The following is a 21,973-nucleotide window of genomic DNA, read 5'->3' on the forward strand; positions in this document are numbered from 1 at the left end:
GCCCTGCGATCCTCGTCCGGCTAATCTCGAACATGTGTACGAGTTGCCATCGGATCTGGAACGTCTGCGGGTGATCCGGCTGTACCTCCAGCTGCAGATCGACGCCGTGGACGCCAGGATCCGGAAGGCGGAGGCCGGCGTCCGCCCCCGACGGCGACCCGCCCCCGCCCGGGCCTGGCGCCTCCAGAGCGTTCCCGATCCCCAGGGCGGCCCCGGCCGCGGCGTCGTCCACCGCGACGACTGCCGCGTCCCCGGCGGGGGGCGGCTCAGCGCCAAGGAGTTCGAGATCGCGCTCGGCATGCCCGAGGTCGGCGTGTGCGGGATCTGTCGTCCGGACCGCGGCGCCCTCAGGTCCTGACGGGGTGCTGCGCGCCCTGCGCCTTCCGGGCGCGGCGCTCCGACTCGACCGCCGCGGCGCCGGCGCACACGACCGCGCCCAGGGCGAAGCCCACGGCGGCCGGGTTGACGTAGCCCGGCACGGACGCGGCCGTGTAACTGCCCCCGTCCTTCGTCTCGCAGACGAAGCCGAGCGGCACGTACTCCACGCGGTAGCCCACGACGTGGAGCGCCCGGTCCCACGGACCCGGCGACCTGCAGGGCCGCAGCGGCGCTGAATCGGTGCCGCCGTCCTCCGCCTCGATGACGGCTCCCGCGACGTGCATCAGGCCCCAGGTGTACATTGCGACCGCGCAGGCGCCGAGCAGTGCCGCGCCGCTCTTGAGCCGTACCTCCCGCCCGGCGCCGCGCACCCCGGACCGGCCGAGGGTGCCGAGGCCGTAGCCGGCCAGGCCGAGGACGGCGATGAGGCCGGCGGGGACGAGCAGCAGGAAGACCATCGGGCGAGTCCATCAGCGCGGGAGCCGGACGGCTGTGACGGAGCCCACAGTTCCGGCAACAGGGCTGTCACGGTGTGCGCAGTCCTGAACGGTCGCCGCGCGGGGCGGTGTTGGGGGCTGGACCGGGTCCGTCAGGTACGGCGGACGGCGGCCTTGCGCAGGCCGTGGACGGCGGCACCGGCGGCGATCACGGCGGCGCCCGTGAGGACCGAGGCCACGGGGAGCGCGAAGGCCAGCACGAGGCAGCCTGCCGCGCCGACGATCGGCACGGCGCGGACAGGACGGCCCTCGGCGGGGCTCAGTGTCCAGGCGGAGGCGTTGGCGACGGCGTAGTAGACCAGCACGCCGAAGGACGAGAAGCCGATCGCGCCGCGCACGTCCGTGGTCGCGGCCAGGACGGCGACGACCGCGCCGACGGCGAGTTCGGCACGGTGCGGGACCTGGAAGCGGGGGTGGACGGCGGCGAGCGCGTGCGGCAGGTGCCGGTCGCGGGCCATCGCCAGCGTGGTGCGCGAGACGCCCAGGATCAGGGCGAGCAGCGAGCCGAGGGCGGCCACCGCCGCGCCGGCCCGCACGACGGGCGCCAGCGCGGGCACACCGGCCGCGTGGACGGCCTCGACCAGGGGCGCGGTGGTGCGGGCGAGGCCGCCGGGGCCCAGGACCAGCAGAACGCACACGGCGACGGCCGCGTAGACGACCAGGGTGATGCCGAGCGCCAGCGGGATTGCCCGCGGGATCGTCCTTTGGGGGTCGCGGACCTCCTCGCCGAGGGTGGCGATGCGCGCGTACCCGGCGAAGGCGAAGAACAGCAGCCCGGCCGCCTGGAGGACCCCGCCGAAGGAGGCGTCGGCGCCGACGTCGAGGCGGGCCGTGTCCATGGCGCCGGAGGTCAGGCAGGCGGTGACCACGATGGCGAGCACCGCAAGGACGACGGCGACGATGGCCCTGGTCAGGAGCGCGGACTTCTGCACCCCGGCGTAGTTCACCGCGGTGAGGGCGACCACCGCGGCGACCGCGACGGCGTGGGCCTGGCCCGGCCACACGTAGGAGCCCACGGTCAGGGCCATCGCCGCGCAGGAGGCGGTCTTGCCGACGACGAACCCCCACCCGGCCAGATAGCCCCAGAACTCCCCGAGCCTCTCGCGGCCGTACACATAGGTGCCGCCCGACTGCGGGTAGCGGGCCGCGAGCTTGGCCGAGGAGGTGGCGTTGCAGTACGCCACCACGGCCGCGAGGGCGAGGCCGAGCAGCAACCCGGAGCCGGCCGCGGCGGCGGCCGGGGCGAGTGCCGCGAAGATCCCGGCGCCGATCATCGACCCGAGCCCGATCAGCACGGCGTCCGACACCCCAAGGTGCCGCTTCAGCTCCCCGCTGCCCGTGGCGGCCGACGTGCTCATCACTCACTCCCCAGTCCACCGGTGCCCGAACCGGTCAGGATTGCCGTACCGGCGCACGATAGCGGCACGAGATGGACGGCCCCTGACAGCGGCCGCGCAGCGGTGTGGGGCCGCTGCCCCGGACCGTCCCCGGCGTGCCTGCCGGATCGTGCCGAACGATCGCCGCCGTTGGGCCAGGGGATTGGGAACGGGTTCAGCGTGACCCCACTGCCGCGCGCACGGAGATCGGGGTGGTAACCCCCCAGCCCCGCAGCCGGGTTGTATTGGGGGAGCAGGGTCCCGGGAGTGCCCCACCGTGCTTCTGGTCCGCGTCACGAAAATCCGAGCGACACCGTGCGGCGGGCTTCAGTACCGTCGGCCGCATGGACGCAGACTCCGCCGACCTGACGTGGCGACCGCTCACCATCGGGGACGCGAAGGCGTCGGCCGACCTCCTCAAGGCCATGGAGGCCGAGGACAGGACCGGCGAGCACTACGAGGAGGAGGACACCCTCCAGGAACTGGTGGATCCCTACGCGGACCTGCAGCGTGCGAGCCTCGCCGCCTTCGACGGCGACCTGATGGTCGGCTACGTGAAGGCCACCTACAAGCCGACCGCCGAGGACATACACCGGGTCATGGTCGACGGCGGGGTGCACCCGGACTACCGCCGCCAGGGCGTCGGCACCGCGTTGCTCAAGGCTGGGACAGCGGGCGCGAAGGCGTTGCATGCGCAGCATCACCCGACACTGAAGCTCGTGGTCGAGGCCCAGCAGTGCGAGCACATCCCCGGCGCGGCCCAGCTCTTCCACTCCCAGGGGTTCGCGCCGGCCCGCTACTACCAGTCCATGGAGCACCCGCTGCGCGACGCGATCCCGGACACGGCGATCCCGGACGGGTTGCGGGTCGAGCCGTGGTCGGAGCAGAACGACGAGGAGTTCCGGATGATCCGGAACGAGGCGTTCAAGGACCACTGGGGCACCGTCCCGGTGCCCGCGGACGCCTGGAAGAACAAGATCACCAACCACAGCTTCCGGCCCGAGGTCAGCTTCCTGCTCCGGGACGTGGCGAACGGAGCCCCGGCGGGCATGCTGGTGACCATGTCGTGGGACGCCGACACGGCGGCCACCGGCGTGCGCGAGGCCTACTTCATGCTCATCGGGACGCTCCGGGAATACCGCAAGCGCGGAGTCGCCGGCGGGCTGATCGCGCACGCGCTGCGCAACGCCGCCGACCAGGGCTACGGAAAGGCGGGCCTGAGCGTGGACTCGGCGAATCCCAGCGGGGCGTTCGGCATCTACGAGAAGGCCGGGTTCGCGCCCAAGGAGCGGTCCGTGCGGTGGGCGCTCGACGTCCAGTGAGCGGGGTGCACGATGTCGCGATCATCGCCCTTATTTTTTGGACGCACCCGGCGTCGCTCACGCCCCCGTCCGTGCCCCGCAGGGGGTAGGCCAGGGGGCACCGGTGTTCCGATGCTCTGGGCCGCCGCCACGGCGCGAGCCTCCGAGATCCGGGCTCACGTCGGGCTGTCGCGGGCAAGGCAACGGCGAGTCAGCCCGATGCGCGGACAGCGTTGGCTGAGCGGTTCCTACTCGGGTCGAAAGACCTGCGCCAATCCTTGGGCAGTGTCTCTTATCTCTGGCGCCAGACCCAGAGCGGTGCGGTAGGTGACGCCGGACACGGTTATCCCTTCGCCCAGCCGGGACAAGGGGAGTTGTTGTGTCTGCCCATCAGTAGGTCCCCCGACGAACGTGACAAGGACATAGACGGAGCTGGGGTCCACCGACGGTCTCACCACTGAGTTCGCCGTGTCGTTGGCGGGATGGGGTGGAGCACTCGACTTACTCATGGCGGCCCCGCACCCGACCACGGTGAGGAGCAACGCGACACAGCCCGCTGCACGGAATGATTGCACGGCAACATTTTCTCAGTGGGTGACGACGATGCCGCCCTGCGAAGCCGCGCGATGGACGCGGGCAACCGCGGTCCGGTTCGCGGCGGTTGACGTGCCGCATGCGTGCCTGATGCACACGGGTGCAGCGGGGCCTCGGGTCGCCGAGCCGGTTCTGGGCGCTGGAGAATCGCGCGACCGACGTGAGAGGCGGCCTTCCCTTGGAGCACCCCTGTGCACACCGCCGTTCCGCTGCCGCGAGACGAAGAGGCCGGCAGGAACCTGCTTGGCCCGGCAGCCATTCCGCGGGGGCGCTCATCGATCAACCGCCCGTACTTTGTAGGCACCGGGCGCGGCTTGAGCTCCCTGGCGCGATAAATCGCCCGAGTCTCCTCTTCTACGGGATCGAATCGTAGGTGCTTGCGGATTCCCATTTCTTTTCGAACTGGTCCCTGAAGAATGTGTACCAATCGCCGTCGTTGCGCCGAGTCACAGTGAAGGTGGGGCGTTGCCAATGATTGGCCCGGAAGGTGGCGAGGCGCATGATGATTTTCCCCCGGTCTGTCGAGGGATCTGAGGCGATCACCGTGTAGTGCGGCACATGGGTCAGGGTCCTGATTTCCAGCCTTCCGGAAACGGGACTGGCCGGCGGTTCCACGAGCCTCCTGAGATTGCCTTCCAGGTTGGCACTGAGATCGCCGGCGCTCCGGTTGGCGGCTTCACTGGCCGCGATGGCCATGGCTGGGCTGTTCGGCGCGATGACGAGGATCCTGACGTTCAGGCCCGCGGTGACGGCTCTCCTCAGTTCCTGTTCGTACGACGCCAAGTGCAGTTCAAGTGTCCAGCCGTGGAGCCACAATTCACGGGAGGACGAGATCATCTCCTTGATCTCGTCGGCGTCGTCCACCTCACTGAAGAAGCGGTCAGCGTTCGATCGAGCGAGCCCTGCGAGAGACTCGTTGATCCTGTCGCCCTGTGAGCGAATTCTGAGAAGTGAGAAACCCACGAGAGCCAGCACCGCCAGAACACCGGAAGTAATGACTTCCTGCGAAGTCTTCCCGACCAGTCCTAGAACGCCGAATGCGACGGCTGCGACCAGCGTCACGTAGAGGTCGAGACTGTGCATCACGCTGCGTACGGTCCGCGAAAATCGGGAACCCGAATCGGACATGCCGCCCCCCTGGGAAGAATCTCTCCAGGAGGGTTGTCTCCAGTGGCGGGTGCCGTGAATCATCCAGCACGCCGAGCCAGGGCCGGCCCACGGCTACCAGCGATGGCAGAGGACGCTGGGGCCCCGCTTTTCACTCAAGCCCATGTGCCCGAGCACCAGACGCCGTCCCTCGGCCGTGCAGAATCGGCTGGTGCTGACAGGGGACACCTGAGGGTGACGGGAGCCTCACCCATCTGACCTGGGCCGCCCCAAACGATCTGCGACACTGGACGGACCATGCCTGCACCCGGAGAACTCACTTTCGTCGCGCCGCGCGCCGCCAAGAAGCCGCCGCGGCACCTTGCCGACCTCACGCCCGACGAGCGGCGGGAGGTGGTCGCGGAGCTGGGGGAGAAGCCGTTCCGGGCCAAGCAGCTGTCGCAGCACTACTTCGCGCGGTACGCCGACGACCCGGCCGCGTGGACGGACATCCCGGCGGCGTCGCGCGGGAAGCTGGCCGAGGGGCTGCTGCCGGACCTGATGTCGGTCGTGCGGCACAGCAGCACGGACAACGACACGACGCGCAAGACGCTGTGGCGGCTGTTCGACGGGACGCTGGTCGAGTCGGTGCTGATGCGCTACCCGGACCGCGTGACGATGTGCATCAGCTCGCAGGCGGGCTGCGGCATGAACTGCCCCTTCTGCGCGACCGGGCAGGCCGGCCTGGACCGGAACCTGTCCACCGGCGAGATCGTGCACCAGATCGTCGCGGGCATGCGCGCGCTGCGTGACGGGGAGATCCCGGGCGGCCCGGCGCGCCTGTCGAACATCGTCTTCATGGGCATGGGCGAGCCGCTGGCCAACTACAAGCGTGTGGTCGGCGCCATCCGCCGGCTGACCGACCCCGAGCCGGACGGGCTGGGGCTGTCGCAGCGGGGCATTACCGTCTCCACGGTCGGCCTCGTGCCGGCGATGCTGCGTTTCGCGGACGAGGGCTTCAAGTGCCGCCTCGCGGTGTCGCTGCACGCGCCCGACGACGAGCTCCGCGACACCCTGGTGCCGGTCAACACACGCTGGAAGGTGCGCGAGGTGCTGGACGCCGCGTGGCACTACGCGGACGTGTCCGGGCGTCGCGTGTCGATCGAGTACGCGCTGATCCGGGACATCAACGACCAGGCGTGGCGCGCCGATCTGCTGGGGCGGCTGCTCAAGGGCAAGCGCGTGCACGTCAACCTGATCCCGCTCAACCCGACGCCGGGCTCGAAGTGGACGGCGTCGCGGCCCGAGGACGAGCGGGCGTTCGTCGCGGCGCTGGAGGCGCACGGCGTCCCGGTGACCGTGCGGGACACCCGCGGCCAGGAGATCGACGGGGCCTGCGGGCAGCTGGCGGCTTCCGAGCGCTGAGCGGCGCTTGCTAGGGTGGCGGTCGTTTGCGGCCGTTTGCCCTGAACGGCCTGAACGATCGACAACAGAACATCCGACAGGGGAGCGCACACAGCGCTGAGAGTGCGGCACGGCCGCAGACCCTCGAACCTGATCCGGGTCATACCGGCGTAGGGAGTCACTTGATGAGCACCATCCGTCGGCGTGCCGCCGGCACCGCCCTCGTTGTCGCGCTCGGCGCGGCGTCCCTCGCGGCCTGCGGCGAAGGCGGCGATTCCGCCGGCGGCGGTTCCAAGACCGTCACCCTCGTCAGCCACGACTCCTTCGCCGCCTCGAAGGCCGTGCTGAAGGAGTTCACGCGGCAGACCGGCTACACGGTCAAGGTCCTGCGCGGCGGCGACGCGGGCGCGGCGGTCAACCAGGCCGTGCTGTCCAAGGGCAACCCGCAGGGCGACGTCTTCTTCGGCGTCGACAACACCCTGCTCTCCCGCGCCCTGGACAACGGCCTGTTCACCCCGTACGAGGCGAAGGACCTGGACAAGGTGCCCGCCGCCCTGCAGCTCGACGCCGCGCAGCACCGTGTCACGCCCGTCGACTTCGGCGACGTGTGCGTCAACTACGACCGCGCCTGGTTCACCGCGCACAAGGTGCCCGTTCCCGAGACCTTCGACGACCTGGTCAAGCCGGAGTACAAGGACCTGCTGGTCACGGAGAACGCCGCGACCTCCTCCCCGGGCCTGGCCTTCCTGCTCGCGACCACCGCCAAGTACGGCGACGGGGGCTGGCAGGACTACTGGACCAAGCTGAAGGCCAACGGCGTCCAGGTCGTCGACGGCTGGGAGCAGGCCTACTACGACAACTTCTCGGGCGCGGGCGGCGGCAAGGGCGACAAGCCGCTGGTCGTGTCCTACGCCTCCAGCCCGCCCGCCGAGGTGCTCGCGCTGAAGGAGCAGCCCGCGCAGGGCCCGACCGGCGTGGCGACGGCCACCTGCTTCCGGCAGATCGAGTTCGCCGGGCTGCTGGACGGCGCGAAGAACAGCGAGGGCGGCAAGGCGCTGATCGACTTCCTGCTGAGCCGCGCCTTCCAGGAGGACATGCCGCTCAGCATGTTCGTCAACCCCGCCCGGGACGACGCGAAGCTGCCCGAGGTCTTCACCAAGTACGCGCCCGTGATCAGCGGTTCGGCCACCGTCGAGCCGAAGAAGATCGCCGCGAACCGTGAGCAGTGGGTCAAGACGTGGTCCTCGCTCGTGCTGAAGTGACCGGAGCGGCCCGGCGCAGGGCGGCCGCCCTGCGGCCGCACGCCGTGCGGCTCGGCCTGATGGCCGTGCCGGCCGCCTTCTTCGCGGTGTTCTTCGGCTACCCGGTCGCCGCCATCGTCACCCGCGGGCTCCGCGAGGGCGGCCACTGGCGCCTGGGCCGCTTCGCGGACGTGCTGGGCGATCCCGACATCCTGCACGTGCTGTGGTTCACCTGCTGGCAGGCGGCCGCCTCGACCGCGCTGACCCTGGCGGTGGCCCTGCCGGGCGCCTATGTGTTCGCGCGCTTCGACTTCCCCGGACGGCATCTGCTGCGGGCGGTGGTGACCGTGCCCTTCGTGCTGCCGACGGTCGTCGCCGGGTCGGCGTTCCTCGCGCTGCTGGGGCGGGGAGGGCTGCTGGACGAGCTGTGGGGGGTGCGCCTGGACACCACGGTGTGGGCGATCCTGCTGGCGCACGTCTTCTTCAACTACGCCGTGGTCGTACGGACCGTGGGCGGGCTGTGGGCGCAGCTCGACCCGCGGCAGGAGGAGGCCGCGCGCGTGCTGGGCGCCGGGCGGTTCGCCGCGTGGCGGCGCGTGACGCTGCCCGCGCTCGCGCCGGCCGTGGCGGCGGCCGCGGTCATGGTGTTCCTCTTCACCTTCACGTCCTTCGGGGTCGTGCAGATCCTCGGCGGACCCGCCTACTCCACCCTGGAGGTGGAGATCTACCGCGAGACCGCGCAGCTGCTCGACCTGCCGACCGCGGCCGTGCTGACGATCGTCCAGTTCGCCGCCGTCGTCGGCATCCTGGCCGTGCACGCACGGACGGTACGCCGCCGCGAGAGCGCGCTGCGGCTGGTCGACCCGGCCGGGACGGCCCGGCGGCCGCGCGGCGCGGGCGAGTGGGGGCTGCTGGCCGGGACGCTCGCGGTGGCCGCGCTGCTGATCCTGGTGCCGCTCGGCGTCCTGGCCGAACGGTCACTGGACGGGCCTACGGGATACGGCCTGGACTTCTACCGCGCGCTCGGCTCCTCGGACGGCAGCGGCGGCACCTTCGTGGTCGCGCCCGTGGACGCCGTGTGGAACTCGCTGGAGTACGCGGCCGCGGCCACCGCGATCGCCCTGGCCGTCGGCGGTCTGGCGGCGGCCGCGCTCACCCGGCGCGCCGGGCGGTTCGTCCGCGGCTTCGACGCGCTGCTGATGCTGCCGCTGGGCACCTCCGCCGTGACCATCGGCTTCGGCTTCCTCATCACCCTCGACGAACCCCCGCTGGACCTGCGGTCCTCGTGGATCCTCGTGCCGCTCGCCCAGGCCCTGGTGGGGGTGCCCTTCGTGGTGCGCACCATGCTGCCGGTGCTGCGTGCCGTGGACGAGCGGCTGCGCGAGGCCGCCGCGGTGCTCGGGGCGTCGCCCCCGCGCGTCTGGCGCGAGGTGGATCTGCCGCTGGTGCGGCGGGCGCTGCTGGTGGCGGCCGGCTTCGCCTTCGCGGTGTCCCTCGGCGAGTTCGGGGCGACGGTCTTCATCGCGCGGCCCGACAACCCCACGCTGCCGGTCGCGGTGGCCCGGCTGCTGGGGCGGGCCGGCGAGCTCAACTACGGGCAGGCGATGGCGCTGAGCACCGTGCTGATGCTGGTGTGCGCGGGTGCGCTGCTGGCGCTGGAACGACTGCGGGTCCGCACGATCCGCGGCGACGAGAGGCCGGGGGAGTTCTGATGGCCCTGCTGCGACTGGACGGCGCCACAGTGCGCTTCGGCGGACGGCCCGTCCTGGACGCCGTGGACCTGGAGGTCGCCGAGCACGAGACGGTGTGCGTGCTCGGGCCCAGCGGCGGCGGCAAGTCCACGATGCTGCGCGCCGTGGCCGGGCTGCAACCGCTGGACGCCGGGCGCGTCCTGCTCGGCGGCCGGGACCAGACGGGCGTTCCGGCGCACCGCCGCGGGGTGGGCCTGATGTTCCAGGACCACCAGCTCTTCCCGCAGCACGACGTGGCGGGCAACGTCGGCTTCGGCCTGCGGATGCGCGGCACGGGACGGGACGAACGCGAACGCATGGTAGGGGAGTTGCTGGAACTGGTGGGGCTCCCCGGCGCGCAGCGGCGCGCCGTGGCCTCCCTGTCGGGCGGTGAGCAGCAGCGGGTCGCGCTGGCCCGCGCGCTCGCGCCGGAGCCGCGGCTGCTGATGCTGGACGAGCCGCTCGGGCAGCTCGACCGGGGCCTGCGCGAGCACCTCGTGGTCGAACTGCGCCAGCTCTTCCGCCGGCTCGGCACGACCGTGCTGGCCGTCACCCATGACCAGGGCGAGGCCTTCGCGCTCGCCGACCGGGTCGTCGTCATGCGCGACGGGCACGTCGAACAGGCCGGGACGCCGCTGGAGGTGTGGCGGCGGCCCGCGTCGGAGTTCGTGGCCCGCTTCCTCGGCTTCGGCAACGTACCGGCCGTGACCGTCACCGGCGACGCCGCCGACACCCCCTGGGGCAAGATCCCCGTACCGCCCGGATCACCGCAGGGGCCCGGCCGGCTCCTGGTGCGCCCGGCCGGGGTGCGGCTCGTGCCGGTCGAGGAGGGGCTGCCCTGCGCGGTGGCCGCCCGCACCTTCCGCGGCGACCAGGTCACGCTGCTGCTGGAGCCCGCCGACGGGCCGCGCCTGGAGGCCTCGTGCGCCCTGCGCGACGCGCCGTCCGAGGGCGCGACGGTCGGTATCGCCTTCGCCCCCGACGAGGTCGTGCTCCTCGGGACGTGAGGCCCGGGGCGCCGGCCCCGATGGGGACCCGGATCCCGGGTGCGCCGCCGTCGGCGCGAGGCGGTGTTCGTCTCCGGCGCCGCGGGCGCGCCAGCGACCGGGCCGGTCCTCGTCGGGAACCGGCGGCCCATGGGCGCAGCTGCCCTCGCGGCCAGGACCGGTGCCGGGTTCGCCGTGCGGGACGGACGTGTTGAAGCGGGCGTTGCATCGGTGCGTTGGGCGGGTGGCCGAGCGCGTGTCCTTGGGGCCGTGCCCCGTCGGGCAGCGCTGAGGTGGTGGCGCAACTCGCGCCCGCGCGCCGGGTTCGCGCGGCGGGACGGGCGTGCTGAAGCGGGCGCCGCAGCGGTGCGTTGGGCGGCGGCCGAGCGCGTGCCCTTCGGGCCGTGAGGTGGCGGTACGGAGCCGCCGGCCGTCGGGATCCCGTGCCCGGCGCCGCAGGGCTGTGAGCGCGTTGCGCAAGCCGGGCGGCCCGCTCTCACCGGGCGGCAGGCCCGGCTCGATGGCGTCCGCCGGCCGCCGTACGGCCGCGCCCACCCGGGAGAGGGCCCCGGCCCCCGCGTCGCGAGGGCCGGGACGCGGGCCTACTGGTTGCCGTCCGCCGAGAGGCGGGCCAGCGCCCTCGGGGCGTCCTCGATGGAGTCCACCAGGGCGATGCGCGGCGCCATGCTGCGGCCCTCGGCGAGGGCCTGGAGCAGCGGCCAGGCCGGGAGGAGGGTCGTCCAGTGCTCCTCGTCGACCAGCACCATGGGGCGCGGGACGCCGTTCGACTCGTAGTAGTTGGGCGTGGTGTTGTCGAAGATCTCCTGCACGGTGCCGGCCGCACCCGGGAGGAAGACCACGCCCGCCGTGCAGCGGGCCAGCAGGCCGTCCTCGCGGGTGGCGTTGGCGAAGTACTTGGCGATGTGCGCGGCGAAGGCGTTCGGCGGCTCGTGGCCGTAGAACCAGGTCGGCACGCCGACGGAGACGCCCCCTCCGGGGTAGCGGTCGCGCACGGCGAAGACCGCGCGGGCCCAGTCGGTGATGGAGGGCCGGAAGGAGGGGACCTGGGCGAGGGTGTCCAGGGCGTCCTTGAGCATCGCGTCGTCGAAGGGGGCCGCGTACGCGCCGAGGTTGGCCGCCTCCATGGCGCCGGGACCGCCGCCGGTCGCCACGGTCAGGCCCTCGCGGGCCAGCGCCCTGCCGAGCCGGGCGGCGCCCGCGTAGGCGTCGGTGCCGCGGGCCATGGCGTGGCCGCCCATCACGCCGACGACACGGGATCCGGCGAGGAGTTCGTCGAAGGCGTCGGAGACGGCGTCGTCGTGGATGCTGCGGAGCATCGAGGCGAAGATGTCGCCCGTGCCGCGGGTGCGCAGGAACCACTGGTACGCGTGCGCGTCGGGCGTCGCGTCGTACCCGTCGGGGCCGGTCAGGCCCTCGTACAGGGCGTCCGGGGTGTAGAGCGAGCCCCGGTACGGGTCGAAGGGCAGCTCCGGCACGGGCGGGAAGACCAGGGCGCCGGTGGAACGCACATGGGCGGCGGCCTCGGGCTCCATCGGGCAGCCGAGGAACACGGCCTCGGCGGTGTCCGCGGAGAGCAGGGCGAAGGTACGGGTCGTCAGATCGACCGACTGCACGCGGTGTCCGCGCAGGGAGCCCGACGCGGCGACGCGGTCGAACTCGTCCAGGGTCTCGATCTCGGTGTCGCGGGGCGGCTGTTGCACGCCCGCCACCCTAGCGAGCGCCCGCGGACGGGTCGGGGGCGGGGGATGGGGGCGCCCGGTTCGAGGAGGGGAATCGGGCGCCCCGGTCCAATGGGGCCCGGACGGTGCCGGGCCCGGGGCCCACTACGGCAGGGGGAGAGTGCCGAGGTGGGAGACCAGCCAGGTGACCGGGGCCACCAGGACGAGCGCGGTGGTCGTCCGCAGGGTGGCGGCGGAACGCAGCAGGGAGGCGGGGGCGCCGAGGCGGGTCAGCGCCGACGTCGAGGGGCGCCGGGCCCGCCGGGCGTCGACCGTCGCGGTGAGAGCGGTGGCGGCGGCCGCGACGGCGACGAGCGTGGCGCCGAGGACGGTCAGCGGCCCCAGCGGCCGGACACCCGCGTCGAGCCGGGCCGTCGTGGCGAGCCCGGCGGCGCACACGGCGCACAGCACACCGAGCGGCCGGCCGACGCGCGGGGCCTCCTCCTGAAGGGCGCGCCCGGCGAGCAGGCGCAGCGCGGTCGGCCGGCAGGAGGCCAGCAGGCGGCCGCACTCGTGGAGCAGCCCCGGCATGGCCAGGACCAGGCCGATGGCGATGAGGATCCAGCCGCCCGCCACGGCCGGGGCGATCCCGCCGAGTCCGCCCGGCAGCGGGAGGAGCGTGCCCGCCGGGGTCCGGCGCGCGTCGTGGGCGGCGGTGATCTCGACGGCGAGGCCGATCGTGGTGAGCGCCGCGCCCCAGGGCAGTCCGGTGGGCGGCGTGCGCACGACCGTCTCGTCGGTGGCCGCGGTGCGCGCCGCCCGCAGGCAGTACGCGGTCGCCACGGCGCAGACCACCGGCACCAGGGCGATCAGGGTGAGCGCCCCCACCAGCGGCAGCGGGCGGTCCGCGCCCAGCGGCCCGGCGAGGGCGCCGCCCAGCGGGGAGCCGGGCAGGTCGCCGCGCAGGTGCAGGAAGGCCAGCAGCGCGAGCAGGACCCCGAGCCCGGTGCTGAGGGCGGTGCTCGCCGCGCCCAGCAGCGGCAGCCCGTGCCGTCCGAGCCCGGCCGCGGACAGGCCGGCGTGCAGCCGCCCGCTGGGCTCGGTGCGCGCGACGAACACCGACAGGTGGACGGTGGCGGCGAACGGCACGGCGCACCACGCGAGCCGGATCAGCCCGCGGCCGGTGTCCCCGGGGTGGACGAGGGCGTGGCCCAAGGTGGCGAGCAGCAGGAAGCCGGTGCCGGCGGCCGCCGCGACGACAAGGGCCCGGCGGGCGAGGACGGCCGGCCGCGAGCCGAGCGCTACACGGAGGCTGAGCACGAGTCGGCGCCCTCTCGGTCCTGCTGCGGCATGCCCGCGACGGGGCGCCCGTCGACAAGGGTGATGACCCGGTCGGCGAGCGAGACGACCTCGGGTTCGTTGGACGCCAGGACGACGGTGATGCCGTGCGAGCGCGCCGCGCTGGTCAGCATGCGCAGCACCTGGGAGCGGTCGGCGCGGTGCAGCGGGGCGGTCGGCTCGTCCGCGAAGACCACGGCCGGCCGGTTGACCAGGGCCCTGGCGATCGCGACGCGCTGCCGTTCGGCCTGCAGCAGCTGGCCGGGGCGCTTGCGGGCGGCGCCGCCGATGTCGAGGCGGTCCAGCCAGTCCTGGGCGGCGGTGCGGGCCGTGCGGTAGGGGATGCCGGCCAGCAGCAGCGGCAGCGCCGCGTTCTCACGGACCGTCAGCTCGGGCAGCAGTTGCGGGGTGCTCTCGACCCAGCCGAACCGCTCGCGGCGCAACCGCTCGCGTGCGGCGCTGCCCAGGGTGTGCACGGGTGCGCTGTTGAACCACACCTCGCCCTGCTCCGGCAGCAGTTCGCCGGACAGGCAGCGCAGCAGGGTCGTCTTCCCGGCGCCGTGCGGGCCGAGGATGCCGAGGATCTCGCCCTCCCGCACGCCCAGGGACACACCGAGCAGGGCGGGTGAGCGGTCGTGCGTGTGGCGCAGGCCGCGGGCCCACAGCACGTCGTTGTCGGGTGGGTTCACGTTGGCCTCTAACGAACGCGGGGAGTCCGGGTCACTGCGGGCACGCTACGCGCCAGGACCCCCGGGGCCGCGCTTCCCGAGGGCTGTTCCCGCACGCGGCCACCCGTGCGGCCTACGCCGGCCGCCGGTGAGTGGGCCGAAGGGGCCCGGCGGTGCCGAAAGGCGGGGGCACCCCCAGCCGTCAGGCTGGGGGTGCCCCCGACACCGGCTGGAGCGCCCCGGAGGCGAACCGAGCCCTGAGAAGACGTCAGAGCTTGGTCCAGGCCTCCGTCAGCACCGTGCGCAGCACGCCCTCGATCTCGTCGAACGTCGACTGGTCGGCGATCAGCGGCGGCGCGAGCTGGACGACCGGGTCGCCGCGGTCGTCGGCGCGGCAGTACAGGCCGTTCTCGAAGAGCGCCTTGCTGAGGAAGCCGTACAGGACGCGCTCGGTCTCCTCGTCGGTGAAGGTCTCCTTGGTGACCTTGTCCTTCACGAGTTCGATGCCGTAGAAGAAGCCGTTGCCGCGGACGTCGCCGACGATCGGCAGGTCGTGGAGCCGCTCCAGGGTGGCGCGGAAGGCGTCCTCGTTGTCGAGCACGTGCTGGTTGAGCTGCTCGCGCTCGAAGATGTCGAAGTTGGCGAGGGCGACCGCGGACGACACGGGGTGGCCGCCGAAGGTGTAGCCGTGCAGGAAGGTGTTGCCGCCCTTGTAGAAGGGCTCGGCGATGCGGTCGGAGATGACGCAGGCGCCGATGGGGGAGTAGCCCGAGGTCATGCCCTTGGCGCAGGTGATCATGTCCGGGACGTAGCCGAACTTGTCGCAGGCGAACATGGTGCCGAGCCGGCCGAAGGCGCAGATGACCTCGTCGGAGACGAGCAGCACGTCGTAGCGGTCGCAGATCTCGCGCACGCGCTGGAAGTAGCCGGGCGGCGGCGGGAAGCAGCCGCCCGCGTTCTGCACCGGCTCCAGGAAGACGGCCGCCACGGTGTCGGGGCCCTCGAAGAGGATCTGCTGCTCGATCTGGTCGGCCGCCCAGCGGCCGAAGGCCTCGGGGTCGTCGCCGAAGATCGGGGCGCGGTAGATGTTGGTGTTGGGCACCTTGAACGCGCCGGGGACCAGCGGCTCGAAGGGCGCCCGCAGGCCGGGGAGGCCCGTGATGGACAGGGCGCCCTGCGGGGTGCCGTGGTAGGCGACGGCGCGCGAGATGACCTTGTACTTGCTCGGCTTGCCCTTGAGCTTGAAGTACTGCTTGGCCAGCTTCCACGCGGTCTCGACCGCCTCGCCGCCGCCGGTGGTGAAGAAGACCTTGTTCAGGTCGCCGGGGGCGTAGTCCGCGAGTCGTTCGGCGAGCTCCACGGCCTTGGGGTGGGCGTAGCTCCACACCGGGAAGAAGGCGAGTTCCTGCGCCTGCTTGTAGGCCGTCTCGGCGAGCTCGACCCGTCCGTGGCCGGCGTTGACCACAAAGAGGCCCGCGAGGCCGTCGATGTACCGCTTGCCCTTGTCGTCGTAGATGTACGTGCCCTCGCCGCGCACGATGGTCGGCACAGGGGCGTTCTCGTACGACGACATGCGGGTGAAATGCATCCACAGGTGGTCGTACGCGGTCTTTGAATGGTCCGCGCTCATGACTATCTGGTTCCCCAGGTGTAGGTCTGCTTCCGGAGCTTGAGGTAGACGAAGCTCTCGGTGGACCGCACGCCGGGCAGCGTGCGGATTCGCTTGTTGATCGTCTCCAGGAGGTGGTCGTCGTCCTCGCAGACGATCTCGATCAGCAGATCGAAGGAGCCCGCGGTGACGACGACGTACTCGACCTCCGTCATCGCGGCGAGCGCGTCGGCGACGGGGTCGATGTCGCCGTCGACGGTGATGCCGACCATGGCCTGCCGCCGGAATCCCACGGTGAGCGGGTCGGTGACGGCGACGATCTGCATGACGCCCTGGTCGAGCAGCTTCTGGACGCGCTGGCGCACGGCCGCCTCGGACAGGCCCACGGCCTTGCCGATGGCGGCGTACGGACGCCTGCCGTCCTCCTGGAGCTGCTCGATGATCGCCTTGGAGACGGAGTCGATCACAAAGGTGCCGTTGGCGCCCCTGGGATCCGGAGTACGAGTGGCCACGGACACACTGTGCATGAGAGGTCAGCAGTCGCGCAAGCCCCAATCAATGAAATCCGCAGTTTTGAGGCCTCAAACTCACGGAATCCATTGTCGCGGAGTTTCGGCTATGTCGAATACCGCAGTGCTGTGGGTACTCTGGGGGCGTCTCACACATCGGACAGGACAGGGAGAGGTGCAGTGAGCGAGCTCCGTATCTTGCGCAACTACATCAACGGAGAATTCCGCGACGCCACTGACGGGCGCACCACGGACGTGGTCAACCCGGTCACCGGCGAGGCTTACGCGACCGCCCCGCTGTCCGGTGCCGCCGACGTCGACGCCGCCATGGCGGCGGCCGCGGCCGCCTTCCCGGTCTGGCGCGACAAGACGCCCTCCGAGCGCCAGAAGGCGCTGCTGAAGATCGCCGACGCCTTCGAGGCGCGCGCGGACGAGCTGGTGGCCGTCGAGAGCGAGAACACCGGCAAGCCGATCGGGCTGACCGCGAGCGAGGAAATCCCGCCGATGGTCGACCAGATCCGCTTCTTCGCGGGCGCCGCCCGCATGCTGGAGGGCCGTTCCGCCGGCGAGTACATGGACGGGATGACCTCCATCGTCCGCCGTGAGCCGGTCGGCGTCTGCGCCCAGGTGGCGCCGTGGAACTACCCGATGATGATGGCCGTGTGGAAGTTCGCCCCGGCGCTCGCCGCGGGCAACACGGTCGTCCTGAAGCCCTCGGACACCACGCCCGCCTCCACCGTGCTGATCGCGGGGATCATCGGTGGCGTCCTCGCCGAACTGGACCTGCCCCAGGGCATCTTCAACGTGGTCTGCGGCGACCGCGACACCGGCCGGCTGATGGTCGAGCACGCCACGCCCGCGATGGCCTCCATCACCGGCTCGGTGCGGGCCGGCATGCAGGTCGCCGCCAGCGCCGCCAAGGACGTCAAGCGGGTCCACCTGGAACTGGGCGGCAAGGCACCGGTCGTGGTCTTCCAGGACACCGACATCGCCAAGGCCGTCGAGGACATCTCCGTCGCCGGCTACTTCAACGCCGGCCAGGACTGCACCGCCGCCACCCGCGTCCTGGTGCACGAGTCCATCCACGACGAGTTCGTCGCCCAGCTCGCCAAGGCCGCCTCCGACACCAAGACCGGCGCCCCGGACGACGAGGACGTGCTGTACGGCCCGCTCAACAACGCCAACCAGCTCGCCCAGGTCACCGGCTTCATCGAGCGCCTGCCCGCGCACGCCAAGGTCGAGACCGGCGGCCACCGGGTCGGCGACAAGGGCTACTTCTACGCCCCGACCGTGGTGTCCGGCCTCAAGCAGGACGACGAGATCATCCAGAACGAGGTCTTCGGCCCGGTCATCACCGTCCAGTCCTTCACCGACGAGGACCAGGCCGTCGAGTGGGCGAACGGCGTCGAGTACGCCCTGGCGTCCTCGGTGTGGACCAAGGACCACGCGCGCGCGATGCGCATGTCCAAGCGCCTCGACTTCGGCTGCGTGTGGATCAACACCCACATCCCGCTCGTCGCCGAGATGCCGCACGGCGGCTTCAAGAAGTCCGGCTACGGCAAGGACCTCTCCGCCTACGGCTTCGAGGACTACACCCGCGTCAAGCACGTCATGACCTCGCTCGACGGCTGACACCACCGGCACCAGCCTCCGCCACGGCCCCGGCGCGACCCCGCGTCCGGGGCCGCGGCACGTGCGCGTACGCTCCGGACCATGGAGGATCGAAGATCTCTTGAACAGCGCATACGCGCATGGCTCGTTGTCTTCGTGGTGTGCCTGGTGCTGAGCGGCGTGACCGCGTTCCCGCTCGTCCACGAGGTGCGGTGGCTGGACGGCTGGGACCTTCCCGGCTTCGCCGACGACTGGATCTCCCGGGTGCGGGAGGGGCTGGACGCCACCGACGCCCACTACCCGTTCCTGTTCTACGGAACCGACTGGCTGGCCTTCGCCCACTTGGTGATCGCCACCGCCTTCTACGGCGTCTGGCGCGACGCGGTGCGGAACATCTGGATCGTGGAGTGGGCCATGATCGCCTGCGCCGGGGTCGTCCCGCTCGCGGCGATCTGCATCCCGCTGCGGGGCCTGCCGCTGTGGTGGATGCCGGTCGACATGGCGTTCGGCGTCTTCGGTGTCGTCCCGCTGCTGATCCTGCGCCGCATGATCAAGCGGCTGGAGGCGATGCCTCCGGTGCCCGCCGCGCCGTCCGGGCCCCTGTCGGGCGCGGGCGCCCCGGCCTGAGCACCCGGCCGGACGCCCCGCCCGCCGTCACCGGCGGGCGGCAGGGTCCGGCCGGCCGCCGAGCTCGTCGAGCAGCACCTCGATGCGGTTGGAGGTGACGGCGTCCACGCCGAGCCGCTCCAGCCGGCGCATCGTACGGCGCAGGTCCGCCGTCCACGCGCCCACCAGCAGGCCCTCGCCGCGCGCCCACGCCACCAGCGGTCTGCGCACCAGCCCGAAGCGCAGATTGACCCAGCGCGGCCGCAACTCCGTGAGCAGCAGCGGGGGCACCGGCGCGGCGGTCTTCCAGGTGAGCGCGATCTCCGCGGCCGGGTCGCGGTCCCGGACGGCGAGCATCACCGCGGCCTCGCCGCAGTAGTACGTCCGGTCCTCCGCGCCCGCGTCCCGCACCGCGGCCAGGACCGCGGGCGCCGACTCCGGCACCGTCATGTCGACCAGCGCCCGGCACCCCTCGACCGCGCCCAGCGCCTCGTACAGCGTCGGGATCCCCGGCGGCAGGGCGGCCGCGGGCAGTCCGGCGAGAGCGGCGTCCACCCCCCACAGCCGCGTGAGGGTGGGATCGTGCAGCAGCACCGGCACGCCGTCGCGGGTCACCCGCACGTCCATCTCCACCGCGTACGCCCCCGCGCGCAGCGCGCTGCGCAGCGAGGGCAGGGTGTTCTCGCGGTGGCGGTACGGGTCGCCGCGATGGGCGACGGCTAGCGCTGCCATCCGGCCAGGTACGCGTCGATCTCGGCGGACAGCCGCGCCTTGCCGCCGGCGTCGAGGAAGGACGCCTCGACGGCGTTCCGGGCCAGCGCGGCCACGCCCGCCTCGTCCAGCTCCAGCAGCCGGGCGGCGACCGCGTACTCGGAGTTGAGGTCGGTGCCGAACATCGGCGGGTCGTCGCTGTTGACCGTGACGAGCACGCCCGCCGCGACCATCTGCTTGATCGGGTGCTCGTCGAGGTCGGCCACCGCGCGGGTGGCGATGTTGGAGGTCGGGCAGACCTCCAACGGGATGCGGTGCTCGGCCAGGTGCTCCAGCAGCCGCGGGTCCTGGGTGGCGCTGGTGCCGTGGCCGATGCGCTCGGCGCCCAGCTCGTTCAGCGCGTCCCAGATCGTCTGCGGGCCGGTGGTCTCGCCCGCGTGCGGCACGCTGTGCAGGCCCGCCGCGCGGGCACGGTCGAAGTACGGCTTGAACTGCGGGCGGGGCACGCCGATCTCCGGACCGCCCAGGCCGAAGCTCACCAGGCCCTCCGGGCGCAGTTCGGTCGCGATCCGCGCGGTCTCCTCCGCGGAGGCGAGTCCGGCCTCACCGGGGATGTCGAAGCACCAGCGCAGCACGATGCCCAGTTCCTTCTCGGCCGCCGTGCGCGCGTCCTCGATCGCCTCCACGAACGCCCGGTCCGGGATGCCGCGCCGCACCGAGCTGTACGGGGTCACCGTCAGCTCGGCGTAGCGGATGTTCTGGCGCACCATGTCGCGGGCGACCTCGTACGTCAGCAGGCGCACGTCCTCCGCGTCGCGGATCAGGTCCACGACGGACAGGTAGACCTCGATGAAGTGGGCGAAGTCACGGAAGCTGAAGTACTCGGCGAGTGCGGCGGGGTCGGAGGGCACCTTGGAATCCGGGTGCCGCGCGGCCAGCTCGGCGACGATGCGGGGCGAGGCGGAACCCACGTGGTGGACGTGGAGTTCGGCCTTCGGCAGCCCCGCGATGAAGGCGTCGAGGGCGGGCACGGTGTCGGACATGCGGTGATCCTCCTGAGCGGTCGGCGGCAACGGCCATCGTAGACGCGAAATTGTTGCGGTCCGCAGTCTTCGCAGGCCATAGCATTGCCCGACGTAGCCAGGAGGATCACCGCATGTCCGACGACCGCGAGACCCCGGCGCCCCACGACGCCGCCCCCGCCCAGCCCCCCGTCCCGCCGCCGGACGACACCCCCGACGACCGCACCCGGGCCTTCCGCCGTTCCCCGGCGGAGCCGCAGCCGGCGGCACCGGAGCCGGTCGGCCCGGCGGCCGAGGGCGTGTCGCCCGCCGGTCCGGTCGAGGGCGTTCCCACGCGTGAGTTGGGTGCGGCGGAGCCGGTCGGCCCGGCCGTCGAGAACGTGCCGCCCGCCGGTGCGGTCGACGGCGTTCCCGCGCAGGGGTTCGGCGCGGCGGAGCCGCAGGCCCCGGCCCCGGCTGACAACCCGTGGGCCCCGCCGGTGCCCGGGGCCGGACGGCCTGCCGGTCCCGTCGAGGCTGTCCCCGTGCGGGAGTTCGGTGCGGGGGAGCCGCAGGCAGCGGCACAGGTCGGCAACCCGTGGGCCCCGCCGGTGCCCGGGGCCGGGCAGCCGGCCGTGCCGCAGTCGGGGCCGTGGGGGTACCCCCTGGCCGCCGCACCGGCGCAGGCGCAGGGGGCGGGGGATCCGTGGGCGCCGCCGCCCATACCGCAGGCGCCCGGCGTGGAGATGACGAAGCGGCCCGTGCCCGCCGACGCGCCCGCGCCGCAGGCTCCGACGCAGCCGTACCCGTACGGCCCGTGGGGAGCCGTCCCGCCGCAGGGGCAGTACCCGGGCTACCCCGGATACCCGGGGTACGCCGACTACCCGGGCTACCCGGGCCACCCGGCCTACCCCGGCGGCCCGTACGGGGCCTGGGGGCAGCCCGCCCCGCGCAACGGGTTCGGGGTCACCGCGATGGTGCTCGGCATCATCGGGTCGATCCTCGGCATCGCGTGCTTCGGGGCGTTCCTCGGCCTTCCCCTCGGGCTGGCGGCGCTCGTCTTCGGCATCGTCGGCCTGCGGATCGTGCGCCGCGGCGAGGCGACCAACCGCGGCCAGGCGCTGACCGGCCTGATCCTCGGCATCGTGTCCGTGGTGGTCTCCGGAGCGATGATCGCGCTGGTGGTCGGCGGGATCGCCGGCGGCTGGTTCGACACGATGGACGACGAGCTGATCAGCGCGGACCAGGGCGCGTACGGCACGCCGATGGCGGCCGGCAGCCCCGTGACGTACGACGACGGCGTGGTGGTGACGGTGTCCGCCGCCCACGCGGCCGGCGGCGCGCCCGCGGACGCGGTCTCCGACGGTACGGCGGTGACGTTCACCGTGACCGTGGAGAACACCGGCGACCAGACCGCCGACATGGAGGACTCCGAGGCCAACGCGTACGCCGAGGAGGAGGACGACGACACCCTGGAGGACGTCACGCGGGGACGCGGGCTGCCCTCCGAACTGCGTTCCGGCGCGACGGTGACGTCCGACGTCACCGTGATCGTGCCCGACGACGACCCGGACGGCAGGTTCCAGGTCGAGATCGCCCCGGGCTACGACTACGACTACACCTACTGGGAGTTGCCGCTTCCCTGACC

The 21,973-nt window shown here is 72.5% G+C and carries 19 protein-coding genes and 1 riboswitch; of the genes, 9 read left to right on the forward strand and 10 right to left on the reverse strand.

All coding sequences use genetic code 11. From position 1 onward, the window contains the following. The first annotated feature begins 34 nt into the window (after positions 1-34). The gene (locus tag ACIP9H_RS27515; protein WP_401591344.1) at positions 35-358 is read left to right on the forward strand and encodes a DUF6233 domain-containing protein; all 324 of its coding nucleotides are present in this window, start codon (positions 35-37) and stop codon (positions 356-358) included. Here ACIP9H_RS27515 and ACIP9H_RS27520 read toward each other — a convergent pair. After that, positions 348-836: a hypothetical protein gene (locus ACIP9H_RS27520; protein ID WP_401961338.1), complete on the reverse strand. Its 489-nt coding sequence runs from the start codon at positions 834-836 to the stop codon at positions 348-350. The genes ACIP9H_RS27515 and ACIP9H_RS27520 overlap by 11 nt on opposite strands. 131 nt (positions 837-967) lie before the next feature. Beyond that, positions 968-2,233 (reverse strand): APC family permease, encoded by a 1,266-nt coding sequence (locus ACIP9H_RS27525; protein WP_401961341.1) that lies wholly within the window; start codon positions 2,231-2,233, stop codon positions 968-970. Between the two features lie 362 nt (positions 2,234-2,595). Here ACIP9H_RS27525 and ACIP9H_RS27530 point away from each other — a divergent pair, with 362 nt between their 5' ends. Next, the gene (locus ACIP9H_RS27530; protein WP_401961344.1) at positions 2,596-3,573 is read left to right on the forward strand and encodes a GNAT family N-acetyltransferase; all 978 of its coding nucleotides are present in this window, start codon (positions 2,596-2,598) and stop codon (positions 3,571-3,573) included. A 927-nt stretch (positions 3,574-4,500) separates the two neighbouring features. Here ACIP9H_RS27530 and ACIP9H_RS27535 read toward each other — a convergent pair. Continuing rightward, positions 4,501-5,232 carry a hypothetical protein gene (locus ACIP9H_RS27535; protein WP_401591333.1) on the reverse strand — a complete coding sequence of 244 codons (732 nt, stop codon included), beginning with the start codon at positions 5,230-5,232 and terminating at the stop codon, positions 4,501-4,503. A gap of 318 nt (positions 5,233-5,550) precedes the next feature. Between ACIP9H_RS27535 and rlmN the strand changes: the two genes are divergently transcribed. From rlmN to ACIP9H_RS27555, 4 genes are all read left to right on the forward strand, one after another. Continuing rightward, the gene (rlmN, locus tag ACIP9H_RS27540) at positions 5,551-6,657 is read left to right on the forward strand and encodes a 23S rRNA (adenine(2503)-C(2))-methyltransferase RlmN (protein ID WP_401591331.1); all 1,107 of its coding nucleotides are present in this window, start codon (positions 5,551-5,553) and stop codon (positions 6,655-6,657) included. A 68-nt stretch (positions 6,658-6,725) separates the two neighbouring features. Continuing rightward, a riboswitch (TPP riboswitch) is annotated at positions 6,726-6,830 on the forward strand. Beyond that, complete coding sequence (locus ACIP9H_RS27545) at positions 6,822-7,898, forward strand: thiamine ABC transporter substrate binding subunit (RefSeq protein WP_401591329.1); 1,077 nt, start codon at positions 6,822-6,824, stop codon at positions 7,896-7,898. (Overlaps the previous riboswitch by 9 nt.) A gap of 59 nt (positions 7,899-7,957) precedes the next feature. Continuing rightward, positions 7,958-9,589 (forward strand): ABC transporter permease, encoded by a 1,632-nt coding sequence (locus ACIP9H_RS27550; RefSeq protein WP_401961413.1) that lies wholly within the window; start codon positions 7,958-7,960, stop codon positions 9,587-9,589. Beyond that, positions 9,589-10,614 (forward strand): ABC transporter ATP-binding protein, encoded by a 1,026-nt coding sequence (locus ACIP9H_RS27555; protein WP_401591325.1) that lies wholly within the window; start codon positions 9,589-9,591, stop codon positions 10,612-10,614. The genes ACIP9H_RS27550 and ACIP9H_RS27555 overlap by 1 nt, the downstream gene beginning before the upstream one ends. 581 nt (positions 10,615-11,195) lie before the next feature. On the opposite strand, the gene ACIP9H_RS27560 is transcribed toward ACIP9H_RS27555, so the two are convergent. The 5 genes from ACIP9H_RS27560 to ACIP9H_RS27580 form a co-directional block, all read right to left on the reverse strand. Next, positions 11,196-12,323 carry an LOG family protein gene (locus ACIP9H_RS27560; protein WP_401961350.1) on the reverse strand — a complete coding sequence of 376 codons (1,128 nt, stop codon included), beginning with the start codon at positions 12,321-12,323 and terminating at the stop codon, positions 11,196-11,198. Between the two features lie 114 nt (positions 12,324-12,437). Next, a complete protein-coding gene (locus tag ACIP9H_RS27565; protein ID WP_401591320.1) occupies positions 12,438-13,592 on the reverse strand; it encodes a hypothetical protein in 1,155 nt (384 codons plus the stop codon). Further along, positions 13,574-14,299, reverse strand: coding sequence for an ATP-binding cassette domain-containing protein (locus ACIP9H_RS27570; protein WP_360911245.1), 726 nt, complete (start codon positions 14,297-14,299; stop codon positions 13,574-13,576). The genes ACIP9H_RS27565 and ACIP9H_RS27570 overlap by 19 nt, the downstream gene beginning before the upstream one ends. 247 nt (positions 14,300-14,546) lie before the next feature. Then, positions 14,547-15,908 (reverse strand): aspartate aminotransferase family protein, encoded by a 1,362-nt coding sequence (locus tag ACIP9H_RS27575; RefSeq protein ID WP_360911247.1) that lies wholly within the window; start codon positions 15,906-15,908, stop codon positions 14,547-14,549. Positions 15,909-15,910: 2 nt separating this feature from the next. Further along, on the reverse strand, positions 15,911-16,414 hold the full coding sequence (locus ACIP9H_RS27580) for an Lrp/AsnC family transcriptional regulator (RefSeq protein WP_401591315.1): 504 nt from the start codon (positions 16,412-16,414) through the stop codon (positions 15,911-15,913). A gap of 162 nt (positions 16,415-16,576) precedes the next feature. Here ACIP9H_RS27580 and ACIP9H_RS27585 point away from each other — a divergent pair, with 162 nt between their 5' ends. Then, on the forward strand, positions 16,577-18,028 hold the full coding sequence (locus tag ACIP9H_RS27585) for a gamma-aminobutyraldehyde dehydrogenase (RefSeq protein WP_401591312.1): 1,452 nt from the start codon (positions 16,577-16,579) through the stop codon (positions 18,026-18,028). Between the two features lie 81 nt (positions 18,029-18,109). Then, a complete protein-coding gene (locus ACIP9H_RS27590) occupies positions 18,110-18,634 on the forward strand; it encodes a hypothetical protein (protein WP_401591309.1) in 525 nt (174 codons plus the stop codon). Positions 18,635-18,661: 27 nt separating this feature from the next. On the opposite strand, the gene ACIP9H_RS27595 is transcribed toward ACIP9H_RS27590, so the two are convergent. Both ACIP9H_RS27595 and ACIP9H_RS27600 read right to left on the reverse strand, forming a co-directional pair. Beyond that, entirely contained in the window at positions 18,662-19,345 is a 684-nt protein-coding gene (locus tag ACIP9H_RS27595) for a glycerophosphodiester phosphodiesterase (protein ID WP_401591306.1), read from the reverse strand. Further along, on the reverse strand, positions 19,333-20,367 hold the full coding sequence (locus ACIP9H_RS27600) for an adenosine deaminase (protein ID WP_401591304.1): 1,035 nt from the start codon (positions 20,365-20,367) through the stop codon (positions 19,333-19,335). Before ACIP9H_RS27600 ends, ACIP9H_RS27595 begins: the two co-directional genes overlap by 13 nt. 113 nt (positions 20,368-20,480) lie before the next feature. Here ACIP9H_RS27600 and ACIP9H_RS27605 point away from each other — a divergent pair, with 113 nt between their 5' ends. After that, the gene (locus tag ACIP9H_RS27605; protein WP_401591301.1) at positions 20,481-21,971 is read left to right on the forward strand and encodes a hypothetical protein; all 1,491 of its coding nucleotides are present in this window, start codon (positions 20,481-20,483) and stop codon (positions 21,969-21,971) included. The last annotated feature ends 2 nt before the right edge of the window (positions 21,972-21,973 follow it).

This window comes from Streptomyces sp. NPDC088732, from assembly GCF_044751205.1.
In the GTDB taxonomy this organism is placed as follows: domain Bacteria; phylum Actinomycetota; class Actinomycetes; order Streptomycetales; family Streptomycetaceae; genus Actinacidiphila.